Here is a 15,255-nt window from a genome sequence, read left to right as displayed (position 1 = left end):
CCACCTCCTTCGCTAACCGGACAGGTTGAAGTTGCCGTTCGTACCGTAGATAGCTAGCGAGACCAACAGCGTTACCGACACCACGACGATGAGCGAGGTGCGCACTGCGTTACCGGTCGCGTTGCCGACACCTGCCGGTCCCCCCGAAGCGAAATAGCCGTAGTAGGTGTGGATCAGCAGGATCGTGAGCGCCATCAGGACGGCCTGCAGGAACGACCACAGCAAGTCGATCGGGTTCAGGAAGGTGTTGAAGTAGTGCTGGTAAAGGCCCTGCGACTGTCCGAGTAAGAACGTCGTGGTGAACTGACTGGCCACGAACGACAGAATGACGGCGATGCTGTACAGCGGCGTGATGGCCATCATTCCGGCCAGGATCCTGGTGCTGACCAAATAGGCGACGGGCCGAATGGCCATGCTTTCCAACGCATCGACTTCTTCGTTGATCCGCATGGCCCCCAGCTGGGCGGTCACCCCGGCGCCGAAGGTGGCCGCCAGACCGATCCCGGCGACCACCGGTGCCGCGATACGCACGTTGATGAACGCGGCCAGAAAGCCCGTCAGCGCCTCGATGCCGATGTTGCCCAGCGAGGTGTAACCCTGAATCGCCAGGGTGCCGCCCGCCGCCAGCGTCAGGAAGCCGACGATCACAACGGTTCCGCCGATCATCGCCAAAGTGCCCGCGCCCATGCTGATCTCGGCCACCAGCCGAATAACTTCGCGCGTGTAACGGGTAGCGGCGAAGGGTATGCCGGCGAGCGCTTTCCCGTAGAACAGGGTGTGGTCGCCGATCCGGCCCAACGAGGCGACCGGCCTCTCGAATTGGCGGATCAATCGCGGATATGTGGCCCTCAGCGCCATGGGTAGCCCCTACTTCGCCGTCATCTTGATGCCGATCGCGGTGACGACCACGTTGACGACGAACAGGGACATGAAGGCATACACCACGGTTTCGTTCACTGCGTTGCCAACGGCCTTCGCGCCCCCGCCGGTGATCGACAGACCCCGATAGCAGGCCACCAAGCCGGCGATGAGGCCGAAAAGCGCCGCCTTGACGCACGAGATGATTACCTCGGGCACGCCGGTGAGCAAAGTGATGCCCGCGGCGAACGCACCCGGGTTGACGTCTTGCACAAACACCGAAAAGACGTAGCCGCCAAGGACGCCGATGATCACGACGAGGCTGTTGAGCAAGAAGGCGACCAATCCCGAAGCCAGCATGCGCGGTGTGACCAACCGTTGCACCGGGTTGATGCCCAGTACCTCCATCGCGTCGATTTCTTCACGAATCGTGCGTGCTCCCAGGTCCGCACACATTGCCGTAGCACCCGCACCCGCCACGATCAAAACCGTGACCAACGGTCCGAGCTGGGTGACCGCACCGAACGCGGCGCCCGCACCAGATAGATCCGCCGCGCCCAGTTCGCGCAAGAGGATGTTGAGCGTGAAGCTGACGAGGACGGTGAACGGGATGGCTACCAACAAGGTGGGAGCCAACGCCACCCGCGCGACGAACCAGGACTGCTCCAGGAACTCCCGCCACTGGAACGGCCGGCGGAAGGCGAACTTGACCGCATCCGCCGACATTGCGAACAACGCTCCGACGGCCTGCATGGGCCCCGACATGTCCCATTTCAGTTTCAGCTGGGGCAATCCCGCTGACCAGTGGTCAGCTCCCTTGGTCGCCATCGGCCTCAGACTCTTTCCCGGGTTACGAGACTGGCAGTCTTGTTCTCGCGTACTGACTGTTGTAGATTTGGCTGAACCGACGGCCACGGGGGCGTGTTGGAGACGTCGAAAGGCCCTGTGGGCGGCCGGAATCCGGCATATGCCTCGAGCATGACAGCGCTGTCCATCCTCACGCCAGGACCTCCGTTCTGTTGCGTGAGTAGACGCTTCAAAACGTGGGGCCCCGTGTCTTGAAGCGTCCGGCGATTATGACTCATGCCGAGTCCGGGTGGAACGGAAAACGCATAACCGTTATCCGACAACCCATCAGCACACCGCTTAGCCAGGGCGACTGAGGCGCAACGGACACGACGGTCGGCACAAACATCGGGGGATCCTCCGGCTCTAGGTGACGGCGCCGGCCGTCTTGAGTTCGATGATGCGGTCCCAGTCGAGTCCGAGTTCCATCAAGATGTCGTCGGTCTGTTCGGCGAAGCCCGGCGCCGGCCCTGTCTGTGGGGCCGCGACGTCGAACTGGACCGGGTTGGCGACCAACTCGAGCTCACCTGCCTGCACGATGTACTCGTTGGCCCGGATCTGGGCGTCTTTGGCGGCTTGCAGGGTGTCCTGTACGGGCGCCCACGGACCGGCGAGCGTGGCGAAGCGTTCACTCCACTCTTCCAGCGTGCGGGTTGCGATGACCTTGGTGAGGATCTCCACCGCTTCCGCCGTGTTGGCGGCGATCTTCTCCACCGTTTCGAAACGCGGGTCCTCGGCCAACTCCGGCAGGTCAACATGCCGGCAGACGTCGGCCCAAAACTTGGTGGGCTGCATCATCACGAAGGAGATATAGCGGCCGTCGGACGTCGTGTAAAGCCCGACCAAAGGATTGTTGGGAGCGCCGTGCACCCCGGGCGGCGGCGCTTCAAGCCGCTGGCCCAGATGGTTCGTCAGCGCGACCGTATGCCCCATCGACCAAAGGCCGCTACCGAGCAGCGACACATCGACCACGGACGGCTCGCCGGTGCGCTCCCGTTTGAGCAGCGCCGCCGCAATGCCACCGGCGAGGTTGGTGCCCGAGATGGTGTCGCCGTACGCCGGACCGGGCGGCGCGATCATTCCCGGCATGCCGGCGGGAGTGATGGTCGCTGCGGTTCCGGCGCGGCACCAGAACGCGGTCATGTCGTAGCCGCCCTTGACCGACTCTTCGCCCCGCGGGCCGAGCGCGCTTCCGCGCGCGTAGATGATCTTCGGGTTCACCGCCCGAATGTCGTCGACGTCGATCCCGAACTTCTGACGGGCGCCGGGCAGGAAGCTGGTGAGGAACACATCCGATCGGCGAGCCAGCTCGTAGAGCACCTCCTTGCCCTCGGGCACCGACATGTCCAGCCCGATGCTGCGCTTGCCGCGGTTTGCGTGCTCGATGTTGGGGTTGGGGTCACCTTCGACGCGCAGCATGCCGGTCTGTCGCAGCCCTCGCTGCGGATCGCCGGTCACCGCATGCTCGACTTTGACCACGTCGGCACCCCATTCGGCGAGCACCGCACCCGCCGACGGGACGAACCCGTACATGGCGACTTCCAGGACGCGGATGCCCTCGAGCGGCCTCACGCCGGGGCCCCCTGCACCGCCGGGACTGCATAAGTTTTGCGTTCCAAGAATTCCTCCAACCCGGCCACACCCATCTCGCGGCCCACCCCCGACTGCTTGAAGCCCCCGAACGGGCTGTCCGCGCCGAAGTAGTTGCCGCCGTTGATCGAGAAGGAGCCGGTCCGGATCCGGCGCGCCACCGCGAGCGCCCGGTCCTGGTCGCCGCTGAAGACGGCGCCGGCCAGACCGTAGATCGAGTTGTTGGCGATGCGCACCGCGTCGTCGTCATCGTCGAATGCGATGACGACGAGGACCGGCCCGAAGACCTCCTCCTGGGCGATCTCGCTGTCGGGATCGACGTTGGTCAGCAGCGTCGGTGCATAGAAGTAGCCCGGCTCCAACGGCTGGCCACCGGTGACCAGGGTCGCGCCTGCGGCGACGGCCCGCTGCACCATGCCGTCGACCTTGTCCCGCTGACGCTCGTTGATGAGTGGGCCCATGTAGGTCTTCGGATCGGCCGGGTCGCCGTGTCGGACCTTGGCGAAGTTCTCTGCGATCAGCCCGACGATCTCGTCGTGATGCGACCTGGGCACCAGCAGCCGGGAGGTCAGCGCGCACCCCTGCCCCGCGTGGGTCACCATGCTGAACGCCGCGAACATGGCCGCGCCGGCGAAGTCGGCATCGTCGAGCACGATGGCGGCCGACTTGCCGCCCAGTTCCAGGAAGACGCGCTTGACCGTTTCGCTCGCGGCGGCCATGATCTTGCGCCCCACCGCGGTCGACCCGGTGAAGGTGACGACGTCGACGTCGGGACTCGTGGTCAGCGCCTCGCCCGCCTCGGGGCCCGAGGAGCTGAGCACATTGACCACGCCGTCGGGTATGTCGGTGTGATTGGCGATCAGCTCACCGAGCGCCAGCGTGATCAACGGTGTGTCCGGCGCGCCCTTGAGGACCACGGTGCACCCGGCTGCCAGCGCGGGGGCCAGCTTCGCCAGCGCCAGCTGATTTGGGTAGTTGTAGGCGATGATCGCGGCGACCACCCCGGCGGCTTCCTTTTCCACCCAGCGGTGGTGGAGCATGCCCCGCGATTCTTTCTCGCCGAGGTCTTCGGAGAATTCGTAGCTGCGAAGCAGATCCGCGTAGAAGCGCACGATGCCGATCGGCTCGTCGAGCTGGGCGCCCTGGGTCAGCGCTCGGGTGGCGCCCACTTCGGCGATGGTCAGTTCACGCAGCTCATCGGCGTGTTCGATCAGTGCCCGATGCAGTTGGTCGAGGCAGCGGATCCGCAACGCAACGTCGGTGGGCCAACTGGTGGTGTCGAACGCACGCCGGGCCGCGACGATCGCCGCTTCGGCCTCCTCGACTCCGGCATCCGGAGCGTGCCCGATGACAGCGCCGGTGGCGGGATTGATCGACGGGAAGGATTTGTCGGTGGTGACCAGCCGGCCGCCGATCAACAGTCGGCGGTCGGCGGTTGACCCAGGCGCGGCATCCGCGATGGTCGCCGCAGTCGCAGTGGCGGGCTCTGCCGTGTCCTGGGCAGGCATTCCGTACCCCCTAATGTGGTGACGGTCACGATAATTTGATTCTCTTCCCCGGCGAATCTTACATTCGAGTCTCGATAATTCAAGAAACTCTCAGGAATGAGAGCGGGCCGCTGACCAGCAACCCGTACGTCGGCAAGCCGCCGCGTTGAGTAGTTTGACGCAGGCCGAACAGGGTTTCCAGAGTGTGTTGCACCACACTCCGGCGTGAGAGTAGGGTTCTCATAATTGTAAGCGAGATTCTTTGTGACTGAGACGGTCACCCCTGGAGTAGAGGCCTCAACGTGAAGACTGCGGTGGTCACCGGTGGCGGATCCGGCATCGGCCTTGCCGTCGCGCAACGGTTGCGCGCCGACGGTCTCGACGTCGCCACGATCGACCTCCGGCCGTCGGACGCCGACCATTCCTTCACGGCGGACGTCACCGACCGATCGCAGGTGGACGAGGCCTTCGCGGCGATCCGAGCGAAGCTCGGGCCGATCACCGTTCTCGTCAACGCCGCGGGCCTGGACGGATTCAAGCGCTTCAACAACATCACGTTCGAGGACTGGCAACGGGTGATCGACGTCAACCTCAACGGCGTCTTCCACACCATTCAGGCGGTCTTGCCCGACATGATCGAGGCGAAGTGGGGACGGATCGTCAATATCTCTTCGTCCAGCACGCATTCCGGCGCGCCCTATATGAGCCACTACGTGGCGGCCAAGTCCGCGGTCAACGGGCTCACCAAATCCCTGGCGCTCGAGTACGGCCCCAGCGGCATCACCGTCAACGCCGTGCCGCCTGGCTTCATCGACACCCCGATGCTGCGCGCCGCGGCGAAGAACGGATTCCTGGGGGACATCGACGAGACCATCGCGCGGACCCCGGTGCGCCGGATGGGTAAGCCGGAAGACATCGCGGCGGCATGCGCTTTCCTGGTGTCCGACGAAGCCGGCTACATCACCGGTCAGCTCTTGGGCGTCAACGGCGGTCGCAACACCTGAGCGGTGGCTATTCGTCAGCGGTGCCCGGCAACCAGATCAGGTGAGAGGAGACAGCCCCGTGAAGGTTTGGGTGGATTCGGAACGATGCCAGGGCCACACCTTGTGCGCGATGATCGCGCCGGAGTCGTTTCAGCTCAGCGACATCGACGGCAGTTCTTCTGCAATCGACGAAGTGGTCCCCGCAGACCGGCAGGACCAGGTGCGTGAAGCCGCCCAATCCTGCCCGGAGCAGGCCATCGTCATCACCGACGACGCCTGAGTCCGGCATCGGGTACTGACCGACGAAATACTTAGGGAGACAGAGCTTTGAGTGTCGACGACGTCGTCAGCGACAGCGGCCGCAAAAAGAACCGGTACAACTTCGATCGGCATTCCCCCGAGTACCGGTCGCAGTTCAAGTCGATCACCAAGGAGATGCACGCCAAGTGCCCGATGGCGTGGAGTGACACCTACGGTGGGCATTGGGTCGCGGCGGGCAGCCACGAGGTCTTCGAGCTGGCCCGCTGCCCGGCCGTCTCCAACGACCACGACATCAACGGCGAACGCCGTGGCTACAAAGGTATTTCGATCCCCACCGCCAGCCGGGTCAGCGTGGTGCGGGGCGGCATCCTGGAGATGGACGACCCCGAGCACCGCATTTACCGCACCGTGCTCAACCCTTACCTGTCGCCGGCGGCGGTCAAGCGATGGGAGCCGTTCATCGACGACGTGACGCGCGCCTGCCTTGACGAAAAGATCGAGGGCGGCAGCATCGACTTCGTCGACGACCTGGCCAACATCGTTCCGGCCGTCCTGACGTTGGCGATGATGGGCATCCCGCTGGAGAAGTGGAACATGTACAGCGAGCCGGTCCACGCCGCGGTGTACACGCCCGAACACTCCCCCGACATCGAGCGCGTCACCGAGATGCACAAGCAGATGGGCCTCGACATGGTGAACAACATGCTCGAGATCCGGGAGAATCCGAGGCCGGGAATCGTGAATGCCCTGCTGCAGATGCGCATTGACGGGGAGCCGGCGCCGGACCTGGAAATTCTGGGAAACCTCGGCTTGGTCATCGGCGGCGGCTTCGACACCACGACGGCCCTGACCGCCCACTCGCTGGAGTGGCTTTCCGAGCATCCCGAACAGCGGAAACTGCTCAGCAACGAGCGCAAAACGCTGCTCGACCCCGCCACCGAGGAATTCCTGCGCTACTTCACCCCCGCCCCCGGCGATGGCCGGACATTCTCCGACGATGTCGAGCTCGACGGCACGCAGTTCAAGGAGGGTGAGCGGCTGTGGATCTCGTGGGCGATGGCCAATCGCGATCCAGCGGTATTCCACGACCCGGACGACATCGTGTTGGGCCGTAAAGGTAACCGCCACTTCAGCTTCGGCCTGGGCGTCCATCGGTGCGCCGGGTCGAACGTGGCGCGCACGGTGTTCAAATCCATGCTCACCGCGGTGCTCGATCGGATGCCCGACTACCGATGTGATCCCGAAGGCACCGTCCACTACGAGACCATCGGCGTCATCCAGGGCATGCGCAAGTTGCCGGCCACCTTCAGCCCCGGCCGAAGGATCGGCGCCGGTCTGGACGAGACGCTGGAGAAGCTGCAGCGCATTTGTGACGAGCAAGAACTCGCCAGACCGATCACCGAACGCAAGGAAGCCGCCGTCATCGACTGAGCCGCTCGCGGTCCAGCGTCGCCATGCAGGAGAAAGCCGACCATTGACCGCTCCAATTTTTCCGAGTACGCCTGTTCAGCGTGGCCGCGCTCTATATTCAGGCCAGGCGCGTGCGCAGAGACGGGAGACGCATCGGTGAAGACTTTCGCAGCGAGCCTTGCGCTTGCGACGGCCGCGCTGACTCTTACGCCCACCGCCCACGCGGACATGCAGATCGGCAACTACAGGCTGGACACCAGCCGGGATCCCGGCCACGTCTGGATTTTTGCGATTCGACCGTGCAGATACGATCAGGGACCGGAATGCCTCACCGTGCAAGGGGTTCCGCAACCCAATGGGCAGGCGGCGCCCTGGAAGTCAGAAGCGCACCTATCCAACGGCCGCTACACCATGGCGGTTGACGTGCCCGACGGCGTGCGCTGCGTGGTCCAGTTCTTTCCCTCGCATGACGTTTACTCGTGGGATGCGGTGACGCTGGCGGGTCAGGTCGACTCGACGTTCGACACGGGTTGCGGTGGCGGACCGGGGGGCACCAACAGCTGGCCGTTCTCGCTCGTGCGATGGTAGCCGCGTGAGAGGCACAGGAGTCAGTCGATCATGAGGGCGACGGGCGGCAACCACGATGGCTGAGGCGAAGGAACCGCCGCAAGACTCGGCCAAATCGAAGGCCGACGCGATGGCGTTGCTCGAGGAAGCCGAGGCCGAAGCAGCCGAGGCCGAAGCGCTGGCCGCCGCAGCCCGCGCCCGGGCTCGTGCCGCCCGGCTCCGCCGCGAGGCGCAGGCCCAAGCCGAGAAAGAGGCCGAGGCAAAGACCGCCGAGGAAGCCCCGGACGCCGACGAGGACATCACCGACACCGCCGAAGCGGAGACCAAAGACGGCGTCACCGACACCGCCGCAGCGGAGACTGAGGAGAAAGTCTCCGACGAAGCCCGCGATAAGGCGGATTCGGAATCCGAGTCGGGCCGCTCCCGGCGTCGCGTGCGATTGCCACCGTTGTCCGTGGCATGGAAGGCGGCCGTCATCGTCCTCATCTGCGCCTTCGTCGCGGCCAGCGGATACATGATGTGGGAACGCCACGAAACCACCGAGCGCAACCAGCGCACCGCCAACTTCGTCGCGGGGGCCCGACAAGGTGTCGTCAACATGTTTTCCATGGACTTCAACAGGGCCAAGGAGGACGTCCAGCGGGTGATCGACAGCTCGACCGGCCAGTTCCGGGACGACTTCCAGCAGCGCGCAAAAGATTTCACGACCGTCGTCGAGCAGTCCAAAGTGGTCACCCAGGGGAGTGTGAACGCGGCGGCCGTGCAATCCATCGATGGGAATTCCGCGTTGGTACTCGTCGCGGCGTCATCGCGGATCACCAACGCCGCGGGGGCCAAAGACGAACCACGCAATTGGCGGCTCAAGGTGACCGTCACCGACGAGGGTGGGCAGTACAAGATGTCCAAACTGGAGTTCGTTCCATGAGCCAGGCTGACCGCCGCATCGACGGTGCCGACGACCTTTCGGAGCGGGCCGAACGCAGTGGGCGCGCGCGGCGCAAGGTGAAAGTCGTTCCTGCCGTTCTGATTTTGCTCCTGCTGATCTCCGGTGCCACGGCGGCGTGGCTGTACTTCAAGCAGTACCGGCCGGACAAACAGACCGACCCCAGCGTCGCGAGCGCGGTCGTCAGTTCAGCGTCCGACGGAACGGTCGCGTTGCTGTCCTACTCGCCCGACTCGCTCGACAAAGACTTCGCCGCAGCCAAGTCCCACCTATCCGGGGACTTCTTGTCCTACTACAACCAGTTCACCGAACAGATTGTGGCCCCGGCGGCCAAACAGAAGTCGCTGAAAACCAGCGCTCGTGTGTTGGGGGCAGCGGTCCAGGAACTACATCCGAATTCCGCCGTCGTGCTGGTCTTGGTCGACCAGAGCACCACGAGCAAGGACAATCCCGAGCCCGCGATGGCTTCCAGCAGCGTGCTGGTGAGTTTGACCCGCGTCAACGGCAATTGGCTGATCACCAAGTTCGACCCGGTCTAGCGAGGCTGCAGGTCAAGGGAACTCATCCCCGCGGCAGGCCGAGCACCCGTTGGGCGATGATGTTGCGCTGGATTTCCGAGGTGCCCCCGGCGATCGTCCCGGAAAAGCTGCGGGCGTAGCGCTCGAACCAGCTGGCGAAATAGTGGTCGAGGTTCATGTGCGCGTACGGCCCGGTCAGGCCCGGGTGAACGAGCCCCTCGGAGCCCGCCGACGTCAGTGCAAGCTCCATGCCACGCAACTCGGCCTCGGACCCGAGCAGCTTGAGCACCGAGATTGCCGCCACGTCATCTTCGCCGCGCGACGCGCGGGCCAGCGCCACCGAACCGAGCAGCCGCAACGCCTGTTTGTCCATGATCGTGCTGGCGTACTGGTCCCGCTCAACCTCGTTGCTGGGATGGAAGTCGTCGATCATGTTGTCGAGTCGATCGGCGAAGCCCAGCCACATCATCGTGCGTTCATGCCCCAGCGATCCGTTGGCGACCCGCCAGCCCTGGTCGAGCTCACCGACCAGGTTCTCCGCCGGTACCCGGACGTCGGTGAAGAACACTTCGTTGAAATCCAGATCGTCGGCACCGCAGATCGACGGGAACGGCCGGCGCACGAGGCCCGGGGTGTCGGTGGGGATGATCAGCACGCTGATTCCCTTGTGCTTCGGCGCATCTGGATTGGTACGCACAAATGTCAGCAGGACGTCGGCGTCATGGGCGCCCGAGGTCCACACCTTCTGGCCGTTGACCACGAAGTGATCGCCGTCCAGCACCGCGCGGGTGCGCAACGACGCCAGGTCGGAACCCGCGCTGGGCTCACTCATCCCGAGTGATGCGGTGATCTCGGCCCGCAGGATCGGCACGGCCCAGCGCCGCTTCTGTTCGTCGCTGCCGAACGACAACAGCGAAGCCCCAACGATGTTCACACCTTGCGGATTGAAGCTGTGGTAGATCCGCCGGCGGCTGAGCTCTTCAAGATAGACGAACTGCTGAATGACCGTCGCGTTGCGACCACCGAATTCCGGTGGCTGGCTCGGCAGCAGCCAGCCGTTGTCGAACAGCATCCGCTGCCAGTCGCGTGCCCACTGCGGCATGTGGGAGACCGACCGAGGCCGCTCGAGCGTTTCGCTCGCGGGAGGCAGGTTCTCGTCGAGGAAGGCCGCGAACTCCGCCCGGAACTCCTCGACATCGGAGTCAAAAGTCAGCTGCACGGTATTCCTCCGCGATCCGCGCCCGGTGCTCGGCGGCGCCGCCGAGCATCAGTTCACCGGCTTTGGCTCGCTTCAGCGCGAACTGCAGATCGTTCTCCCACGTGAATCCCATTGCGCCGTGAAGCTGTAAACCGTGCCGGAACACCAGCGACTGGCACTCCCCCGCCGACGCCTTGGCCATCGCTGCCGCGAGCCGGCGGCGAGGATCGTCGGCCGCGATGGTCAGCGCCGCGAAGTATGCCAGCGCACGGGCGCGTTCCACCGCGACGTGCATGTCGGCGGCCTTGTGCTGGACGGCCTGAAACGAGCCGATCGGCACACCGAATTGCTGGCGGCTGCCGACGTGTTCGAGCACCAGATCGAGGATGCGTTGGCAGGCACCGACCATGGTGATCGCCATGCCCGTCAGGGCGATGTGGTGTGCGCGTTCGGAGTCGACGGTGAGCCGGGCGGTGTCCGGCACGCGGACTTCGTTGAACGACAGGTCGGCGACGTGAAGGACGGGGTCGAAGACGGCGGCGCGCCGCGCCGACACCTGGTTGGCCCAGATGATGAACACCCCGGCGTCGGTGACCACCGCGAGGCGGTCGACACGGTCGCCGTCGAGGACATGGCGGGCCGTGCCGTCCAGCACCCAACCCTCGGCGTCGCGGTGTGCCGCCACCCCGGTGTACACGGCGGTGCCCGACTCGTGCGGGTCGAACTGTTCGGCCGCCAACGGCGCGTACTGGGTCATCGTCGCCAGGAATGGGGTGGGGTCGGTCGCGCGCCCCATTTCCTCGATGACGATGGCCAGTTCGACGGCGCTTTCTGGATCGTTCAGCTCGGTCCAGCCCTGATCGACGTACGACTTCCACAACGGGGTGGGGTCGACGCCGTCCTCGGCCACGCCGCGCACCAGCGAGGGTGGGCATTGCTTGGCGACGGCGTCGCGAACGGTCTTCTGCCACAGCCGCTGATCGGCATCGAACTCCAACAGCATGAAGGCCGCCTCCTGTCATCACCGACGCTGCGAGAATATCATTCTCGCACGCGGAAGTAATAATCTCGGAAACCGGTTACGGGGTGCCCGTGGGACGAGCGGGTTCCTCGCTCTAGACGGCCGCGGTCAGGCCGTCGGGGGGCCGATCCCAGCGGTCGAGCGCCACGAAGTCCGTGAGCGGGCGGCGGCGCAGCGGCCCGTGCTTGCCCTTCGGCCAGCCGACCACGACGTGGCCGGCCACCAGCCAGTCGTCCGGCACCCCGATCGCCTCACGCAGCAGCCGCTCGCCGCCATAGGACGCCCAGCTGGTCAGGCACGCACCCAGGCCCTGGGCGCGCGCGGCCAGCAGAAAGTTCTGCATGGCCGGAAAGATCGATCCGCCGAGCAGAAGTTCGGACGCGGTCGGGTAGTGCTGTTGGGCGAACAGGACGGAGGTGAACTCACCGGCCCGGTCGTGCAACTCGTAGGTCGCGCGATAGGTGCGGGCACGCCGGCTGTTGTCGTCGTCGGCGGGGCGGCTCATTCCGTAGACGGGCTCGATCACTTCCAGGGCGTGGGCCGCCGCTTTGGCCACCACGGCGCGCAGCTCGGGTGACCGCAGCACGACGAAGCGCCAGCCCTGCGCGTTGGCGCCCGACGGGGCCCACCTGGCCGCTTCGAGGCATCGCGCCAGGGTCGCATCGTCGACGGGCTCGTCGATGAACCGTCGGATCGTCCGCGCGGTCGACATCACTTCCCAGACGTCGTCGCTTGCTCCCGTCATGACTTCTCCCTGGCAATTGCGTTGCGGCACAAGCGGACTCGATCCTGGCGAATTGCGGCTCGTGTCAAGCATGCGCCCGATGACGATCTCAGATCGTTCATCGACCCTCGACTGTAGACCGCGCGGAAGAGTCGCGATGCGAGACTGCGCTCAGGGCGATTGCAAGCGCCAACGCCTCCACGACGAAGGAGAAGACCATTGGATCGCGAAACCTACCAGCGGGGGCTGCACATCCGCTCCGACGTGCTCGGCGAGGACTACGTCAACCGGGCCCTCGCCGATGCGGACGACTTCACCCGGCCTCTGCAGGATCTCGTCACCGAATACTGCTGGGGCGCGATTTGGGGTCGCGAGGAGCTGCCCCGGAAAACGCGCAGCATGCTCAACCTGGCGATGATCTCGGTACTGAACCGGCCCAACGAATTACGCACGCACGTCAAGGCGGCGCTGACAAATGGCGTCACCCGCGACGAGATCCGCGAGGTCTTCCTGCAGGTGGCCATCTACGCGGGCGTGCCGGCCGCGGTCGACAGCTTTCGCATCGCGCGCGAGGCGTTCGCCGAACTGGATGAGGGCTAGGGCCGGGCATGGAGGTCGGATTCATCGGGCTGGGAAACATGGGTTTTCCCGTGGCGCGCCGCTTGATTGAGCGAGGCCACGATGTCGTCGCCTTCGACACGCGTGCCGCGGCGCTCGAGCGCATCGTCGCCCTGGGGGCGCGCCCCGCGGCATCGGCGAGAGAGGTTGCCGACCGCACCGAAACCGTCATGGCCAGCCTCCCGACGCCGATCGCCTCACTCGAGGTGGCGACGGGTACGGCCGGCGTGATCGAGGGCGCAAGAATCAAGCGCTATGTCGACCTGTCCACCGTCGGCAGCCGCACGGCAAGGCAGATCTTTGACCGACTTGCCGAGCGGGACATCGTCGCGATCGACAGCCCGGTCAGCGGCGGCGTCAGCGGGGCGGAGAAGGGCGCACTCGCGGTCATGGTGTCGGGGCCGCGCGACGAATTCGACGTCATCCGAACCGCGCTCGAGGCGATCGGCCGGCCCTTCTATGTCGGAGACAAACCGGGGTCGGCGCAGACGATGAAACTCGCCAACAACATCTTGGCCGCCAACGTGTTGGCCGCGACCGCCGAGGTCGTCGTGATGGGCGTCAAGGCCGGTCTCGACCCCAGTGTGATGATCGAGGTGCTCAACGCCGGCTCGGGTGCGACGAGCGCGAGCCGGGACAAATTCCCCCGCTCGATCCTCCCCCGGACTTTCGATTACGGCTTCGCGACCGGCCTGATGGTCAAGGACGTGCGTCTGTACCTCGAGGAAGCGGAAGCGCTTGGCGTGCCAACGGACGTCGCCACAACGATCGCCCGCCTCTGGGAGACGACCGCCGATGACCAGGGCCCCGACTCGGACTTCACGACGCTGATCAAACCGCTCGAGAAGGCAGCCGGCGTGATCGTGGGCCGGTCGCCGGCCTAGCCGGCCGCTCCCCCTGGATAGAGGCGAATGGCTCTCATCCAGGAACGGGAGAATGGTATTATCGCTATTTAAGAACCGTACTTGCACGACGACCGCGAAAGCGCTCTCTACCAGGGACGTTCCTTAAACGAAACGCTTACCGGAAACCCGTTGATTGGCCCCCGAGAAGAATGTTAGGTTATCTATCATATGACCCGACTGGGTTCGCTCTGCGCGCCCGAGTCGAAGGATGGCTTTCGTGATCGAACACGCTGACGGAACAAGCACACCGCTCATCGACGCGAGCGTGCACATCTTCTTTCCCTCCAACAAGGCGCTGCGGAAGACCCTTCGTGAGCCGTTCAAGAGCCGAGGCTTCCCCGATTACGAGATGGACTGGTACGGCGCTCCGGGCGGTGAGTACGCGCCCAATACCGAGGGCCCGGACCGTCAGTACCCCGGTTCCGATCCGGATTTCGTTGCCAATGAGCTCTTTTCGAAACGCGGGGTCGACATTGCGGTCCTGCACCCGATGGCCCGCGGCATCATGCCGGACCGGCACCTGGGCAGCGCGCTGCACGCCGCGCACAACGAAATGATGGTGTCGGACTGGTTGGAGTCCAGCGAGTTCGGCGAGCGGTTCCGCGGCACCATCCGGGTGAACCCCGATGACATCGCCGGCGCGCTGCGGGAGATCGAGAGGTGGCGTGGGCACCCTCGGGTGGTCCAGATCGGTGTGCCGCTGCAATCCCGCGAGCTCTACGGCAAGCCACAGTTCTGGCCGCTGTGGGAAGCCGCGGTCGACGCCGGGCTTCCCGTTGCCGCGCACATCGAAGTCGGGTCGGGCATCGCCTTTCCGCCGACGCCCAACGGGAACACCCGCACCTACGAGCAGTACGTCAGCTTCATGGCGCTGAACTACGTCTATCACCTGATGAACCTGATCGCCGAGGGAGTGTTCGAGCGCTTCGACGGCCTGAAATTCGTCTGGGGCGACGGCGCGGCGGACTTCGTGACGCCGTTCATCTGGCGGATGGACACGTTCGGCCGGCCGCACCTTGAACAGACACCGTGGGCACCGCGGATCCCCAGCGACTACCTGCCCGGTCACGTGTATTTCGTTCAGGGCAGTCTCGACGGTCCCGGTGACACCGAGTTCGCCGGCGAATGGTTCGGCTTCACCGGCAAGGACGACATGGTGATGTTCGGCTCCAGCTATCCACACTGGCAGTGCGGCGATATCAAGAAGCTTCCCCGTGCCCTCTCTGCCGAACAGCGCGAGAAGCTGTGCTGGCGCAACGCGGCGCAGCTCTACAACATAGACATTCCCGCCGGGGTGGGCGCACAGTAGAAGTACGACCTGATACC

At 65.0% G+C, this 15,255-nt stretch carries 16 protein-coding genes; 9 read left to right on the top strand and 7 right to left on the bottom strand.

Features of this window, described 5'->3' with window-relative positions:
* Window positions 1-12 precede the first annotated feature (12 nt).
* The 4 genes from A5758_RS01585 to A5758_RS01570 form a co-directional block, all read right to left on the bottom strand.
* Window positions 13-858 carry an ABC transporter permease gene (locus tag A5758_RS01585; protein WP_067735530.1) on the bottom strand — a complete coding sequence of 282 codons (846 nt, stop codon included), beginning with the start codon at window positions 856-858 and terminating at the stop codon, window positions 13-15.
* A gap of 9 nt (window positions 859-867) precedes the next feature.
* On the bottom strand, window positions 868-1,686 hold the full coding sequence (locus tag A5758_RS01580; protein ID WP_067735527.1) for an ABC transporter permease: 819 nt from the start codon (window positions 1,684-1,686) through the stop codon (window positions 868-870).
* Window positions 1,687-2,070: 384 nt separating this feature from the next.
* Complete coding sequence (locus A5758_RS01575; RefSeq protein ID WP_067735524.1) at window positions 2,071-3,276, bottom strand: CaiB/BaiF CoA-transferase family protein; 1,206 nt, start codon at window positions 3,274-3,276, stop codon at window positions 2,071-2,073.
* Entirely contained in the window at window positions 3,273-4,802 is a 1,530-nt protein-coding gene (locus A5758_RS01570) for an aldehyde dehydrogenase family protein (RefSeq protein ID WP_067735521.1), read from the bottom strand. The genes A5758_RS01575 and A5758_RS01570 overlap by 4 nt, the downstream gene beginning before the upstream one ends.
* Before the next feature lie 281 nt (window positions 4,803-5,083).
* Between A5758_RS01570 and A5758_RS01565 the strand changes: the two genes are divergently transcribed.
* The 6 genes from A5758_RS01565 to A5758_RS01540 all read left to right on the top strand — a co-directional run bounded on the left by A5758_RS01565 (window position 5,084) and on the right by A5758_RS01540 (window position 9,484).
* The gene (locus A5758_RS01565) at window positions 5,084-5,785 is read left to right on the top strand and encodes an SDR family NAD(P)-dependent oxidoreductase (RefSeq protein WP_067735517.1); all 702 of its coding nucleotides are present in this window, start codon (window positions 5,084-5,086) and stop codon (window positions 5,783-5,785) included.
* 58 nt (window positions 5,786-5,843) lie between these two features.
* Window positions 5,844-6,044, top strand: a complete 201-nt coding sequence (locus A5758_RS01560) for a ferredoxin (protein ID WP_067735514.1) — start codon at window positions 5,844-5,846, stop codon at window positions 6,042-6,044.
* A gap of 47 nt (window positions 6,045-6,091) precedes the next feature.
* A complete protein-coding gene (locus tag A5758_RS01555; RefSeq protein ID WP_067735511.1) occupies window positions 6,092-7,456 on the top strand; it encodes a cytochrome P450 in 1,365 nt (454 codons plus the stop codon).
* 207 nt (window positions 7,457-7,663) lie between these two features.
* On the top strand, window positions 7,664-8,023 hold the full coding sequence (locus tag A5758_RS01550; RefSeq protein ID WP_067735508.1) for a hypothetical protein: 360 nt from the start codon (window positions 7,664-7,666) through the stop codon (window positions 8,021-8,023).
* Between the two features lie 55 nt (window positions 8,024-8,078).
* Window positions 8,079-8,927, top strand: a complete 849-nt coding sequence (locus tag A5758_RS01545) for a hypothetical protein (protein ID WP_067735505.1) — start codon at window positions 8,079-8,081, stop codon at window positions 8,925-8,927.
* On the top strand, window positions 8,924-9,484 hold the full coding sequence (locus A5758_RS01540; protein ID WP_067735502.1) for a hypothetical protein: 561 nt from the start codon (window positions 8,924-8,926) through the stop codon (window positions 9,482-9,484). Before A5758_RS01545 ends, A5758_RS01540 begins: the two co-directional genes overlap by 4 nt.
* Before the next feature lie 22 nt (window positions 9,485-9,506).
* Here A5758_RS01540 and A5758_RS01535 read toward each other — a convergent pair whose 3' ends face one another.
* The 3 genes from A5758_RS01535 to A5758_RS01525 all read right to left on the bottom strand — a co-directional run bounded on the left by A5758_RS01535 (window position 9,507) and on the right by A5758_RS01525 (window position 12,427).
* On the bottom strand, window positions 9,507-10,682 hold the full coding sequence (locus A5758_RS01535; protein WP_067735499.1) for an acyl-CoA dehydrogenase family protein: 1,176 nt from the start codon (window positions 10,680-10,682) through the stop codon (window positions 9,507-9,509).
* Complete coding sequence (locus tag A5758_RS01530; protein ID WP_067735496.1) at window positions 10,666-11,664, bottom strand: acyl-CoA dehydrogenase family protein; 999 nt, start codon at window positions 11,662-11,664, stop codon at window positions 10,666-10,668. Before A5758_RS01530 ends, A5758_RS01535 begins: the two co-directional genes overlap by 17 nt.
* Before the next feature lie 112 nt (window positions 11,665-11,776).
* Window positions 11,777-12,427, bottom strand: a complete 651-nt coding sequence (locus A5758_RS01525) for a nitroreductase family protein (RefSeq protein ID WP_067735493.1) — start codon at window positions 12,425-12,427, stop codon at window positions 11,777-11,779.
* Window positions 12,428-12,625: 198 nt separating this feature from the next.
* Here A5758_RS01525 and A5758_RS01520 point away from each other — a divergent pair, with 198 nt between their 5' ends.
* The 3 genes from A5758_RS01520 (at window position 12,626) to A5758_RS01510 (ending at window position 15,238) form a co-directional block, all read left to right on the top strand.
* Window positions 12,626-13,006, top strand: a complete 381-nt coding sequence (locus A5758_RS01520; RefSeq protein ID WP_066957733.1) for a carboxymuconolactone decarboxylase family protein — start codon at window positions 12,626-12,628, stop codon at window positions 13,004-13,006.
* An 8-nt stretch (window positions 13,007-13,014) separates the two neighbouring features.
* Window positions 13,015-13,908 carry an NAD(P)-dependent oxidoreductase gene (locus tag A5758_RS01515; protein ID WP_067735490.1) on the top strand — a complete coding sequence of 298 codons (894 nt, stop codon included), beginning with the start codon at window positions 13,015-13,017 and terminating at the stop codon, window positions 13,906-13,908.
* A gap of 238 nt (window positions 13,909-14,146) precedes the next feature.
* Window positions 14,147-15,238: an amidohydrolase family protein gene (locus A5758_RS01510; protein ID WP_067736084.1), complete on the top strand. Its 1,092-nt coding sequence runs from the start codon at window positions 14,147-14,149 to the stop codon at window positions 15,236-15,238.
* Window positions 15,239-15,255: the final 17 nt, after the last annotated feature.

Origin of the sequence: Mycobacterium sp. 852014-50255_SCH5639931 (assembly GCF_001665605.1) — a bacterium.
Lineage (GTDB): Bacteria > Actinomycetota > Actinomycetes > Mycobacteriales > Mycobacteriaceae > Mycobacterium > Mycobacterium paraffinicum.
This window is presented reverse-complemented; position numbering and strand designations above follow the sequence as displayed.

Bases quoted from the DNA above. Each gene is read 5' to 3' on its own strand.
- A5758_RS01585 (WP_067735530.1), bottom strand. From the start codon at position 858: ATGGCGCTGAGGGCCACATATCCGCGATTGATCCGCCAATTCGAGAGG.
- A5758_RS01580 (WP_067735527.1), bottom strand. From the start codon at position 1,686: ATGGCGACCAAGGGAGCTGACCACTGGTCAGCGGGATTGCCCCAGCTG.
- A5758_RS01570 (WP_067735521.1), bottom strand. From the start codon at position 4,802: ATGCCTGCCCAGGACACGGCAGAGCCCGCCACTGCGACTGCGGCGACC.
- A5758_RS01550 (WP_067735508.1), top strand. From the start codon at position 7,664: ATGCAGATCGGCAACTACAGGCTGGACACCAGCCGGGATCCCGGCCAC.
- A5758_RS01545 (WP_067735505.1), top strand. From the start codon at position 8,079: ATGGCTGAGGCGAAGGAACCGCCGCAAGACTCGGCCAAATCGAAGGCC.
- A5758_RS01540 (WP_067735502.1), top strand. From the start codon at position 8,924: ATGAGCCAGGCTGACCGCCGCATCGACGGTGCCGACGACCTTTCGGAG.
- A5758_RS01530 (WP_067735496.1), bottom strand. From the start codon at position 11,664: ATGCTGTTGGAGTTCGATGCCGATCAGCGGCTGTGGCAGAAGACCGTT.
- A5758_RS01525 (WP_067735493.1), bottom strand. From the start codon at position 12,427: ATGACGGGAGCAAGCGACGACGTCTGGGAAGTGATGTCGACCGCGCGG.
- A5758_RS01515 (WP_067735490.1), top strand. From the start codon at position 13,015: ATGGAGGTCGGATTCATCGGGCTGGGAAACATGGGTTTTCCCGTGGCG.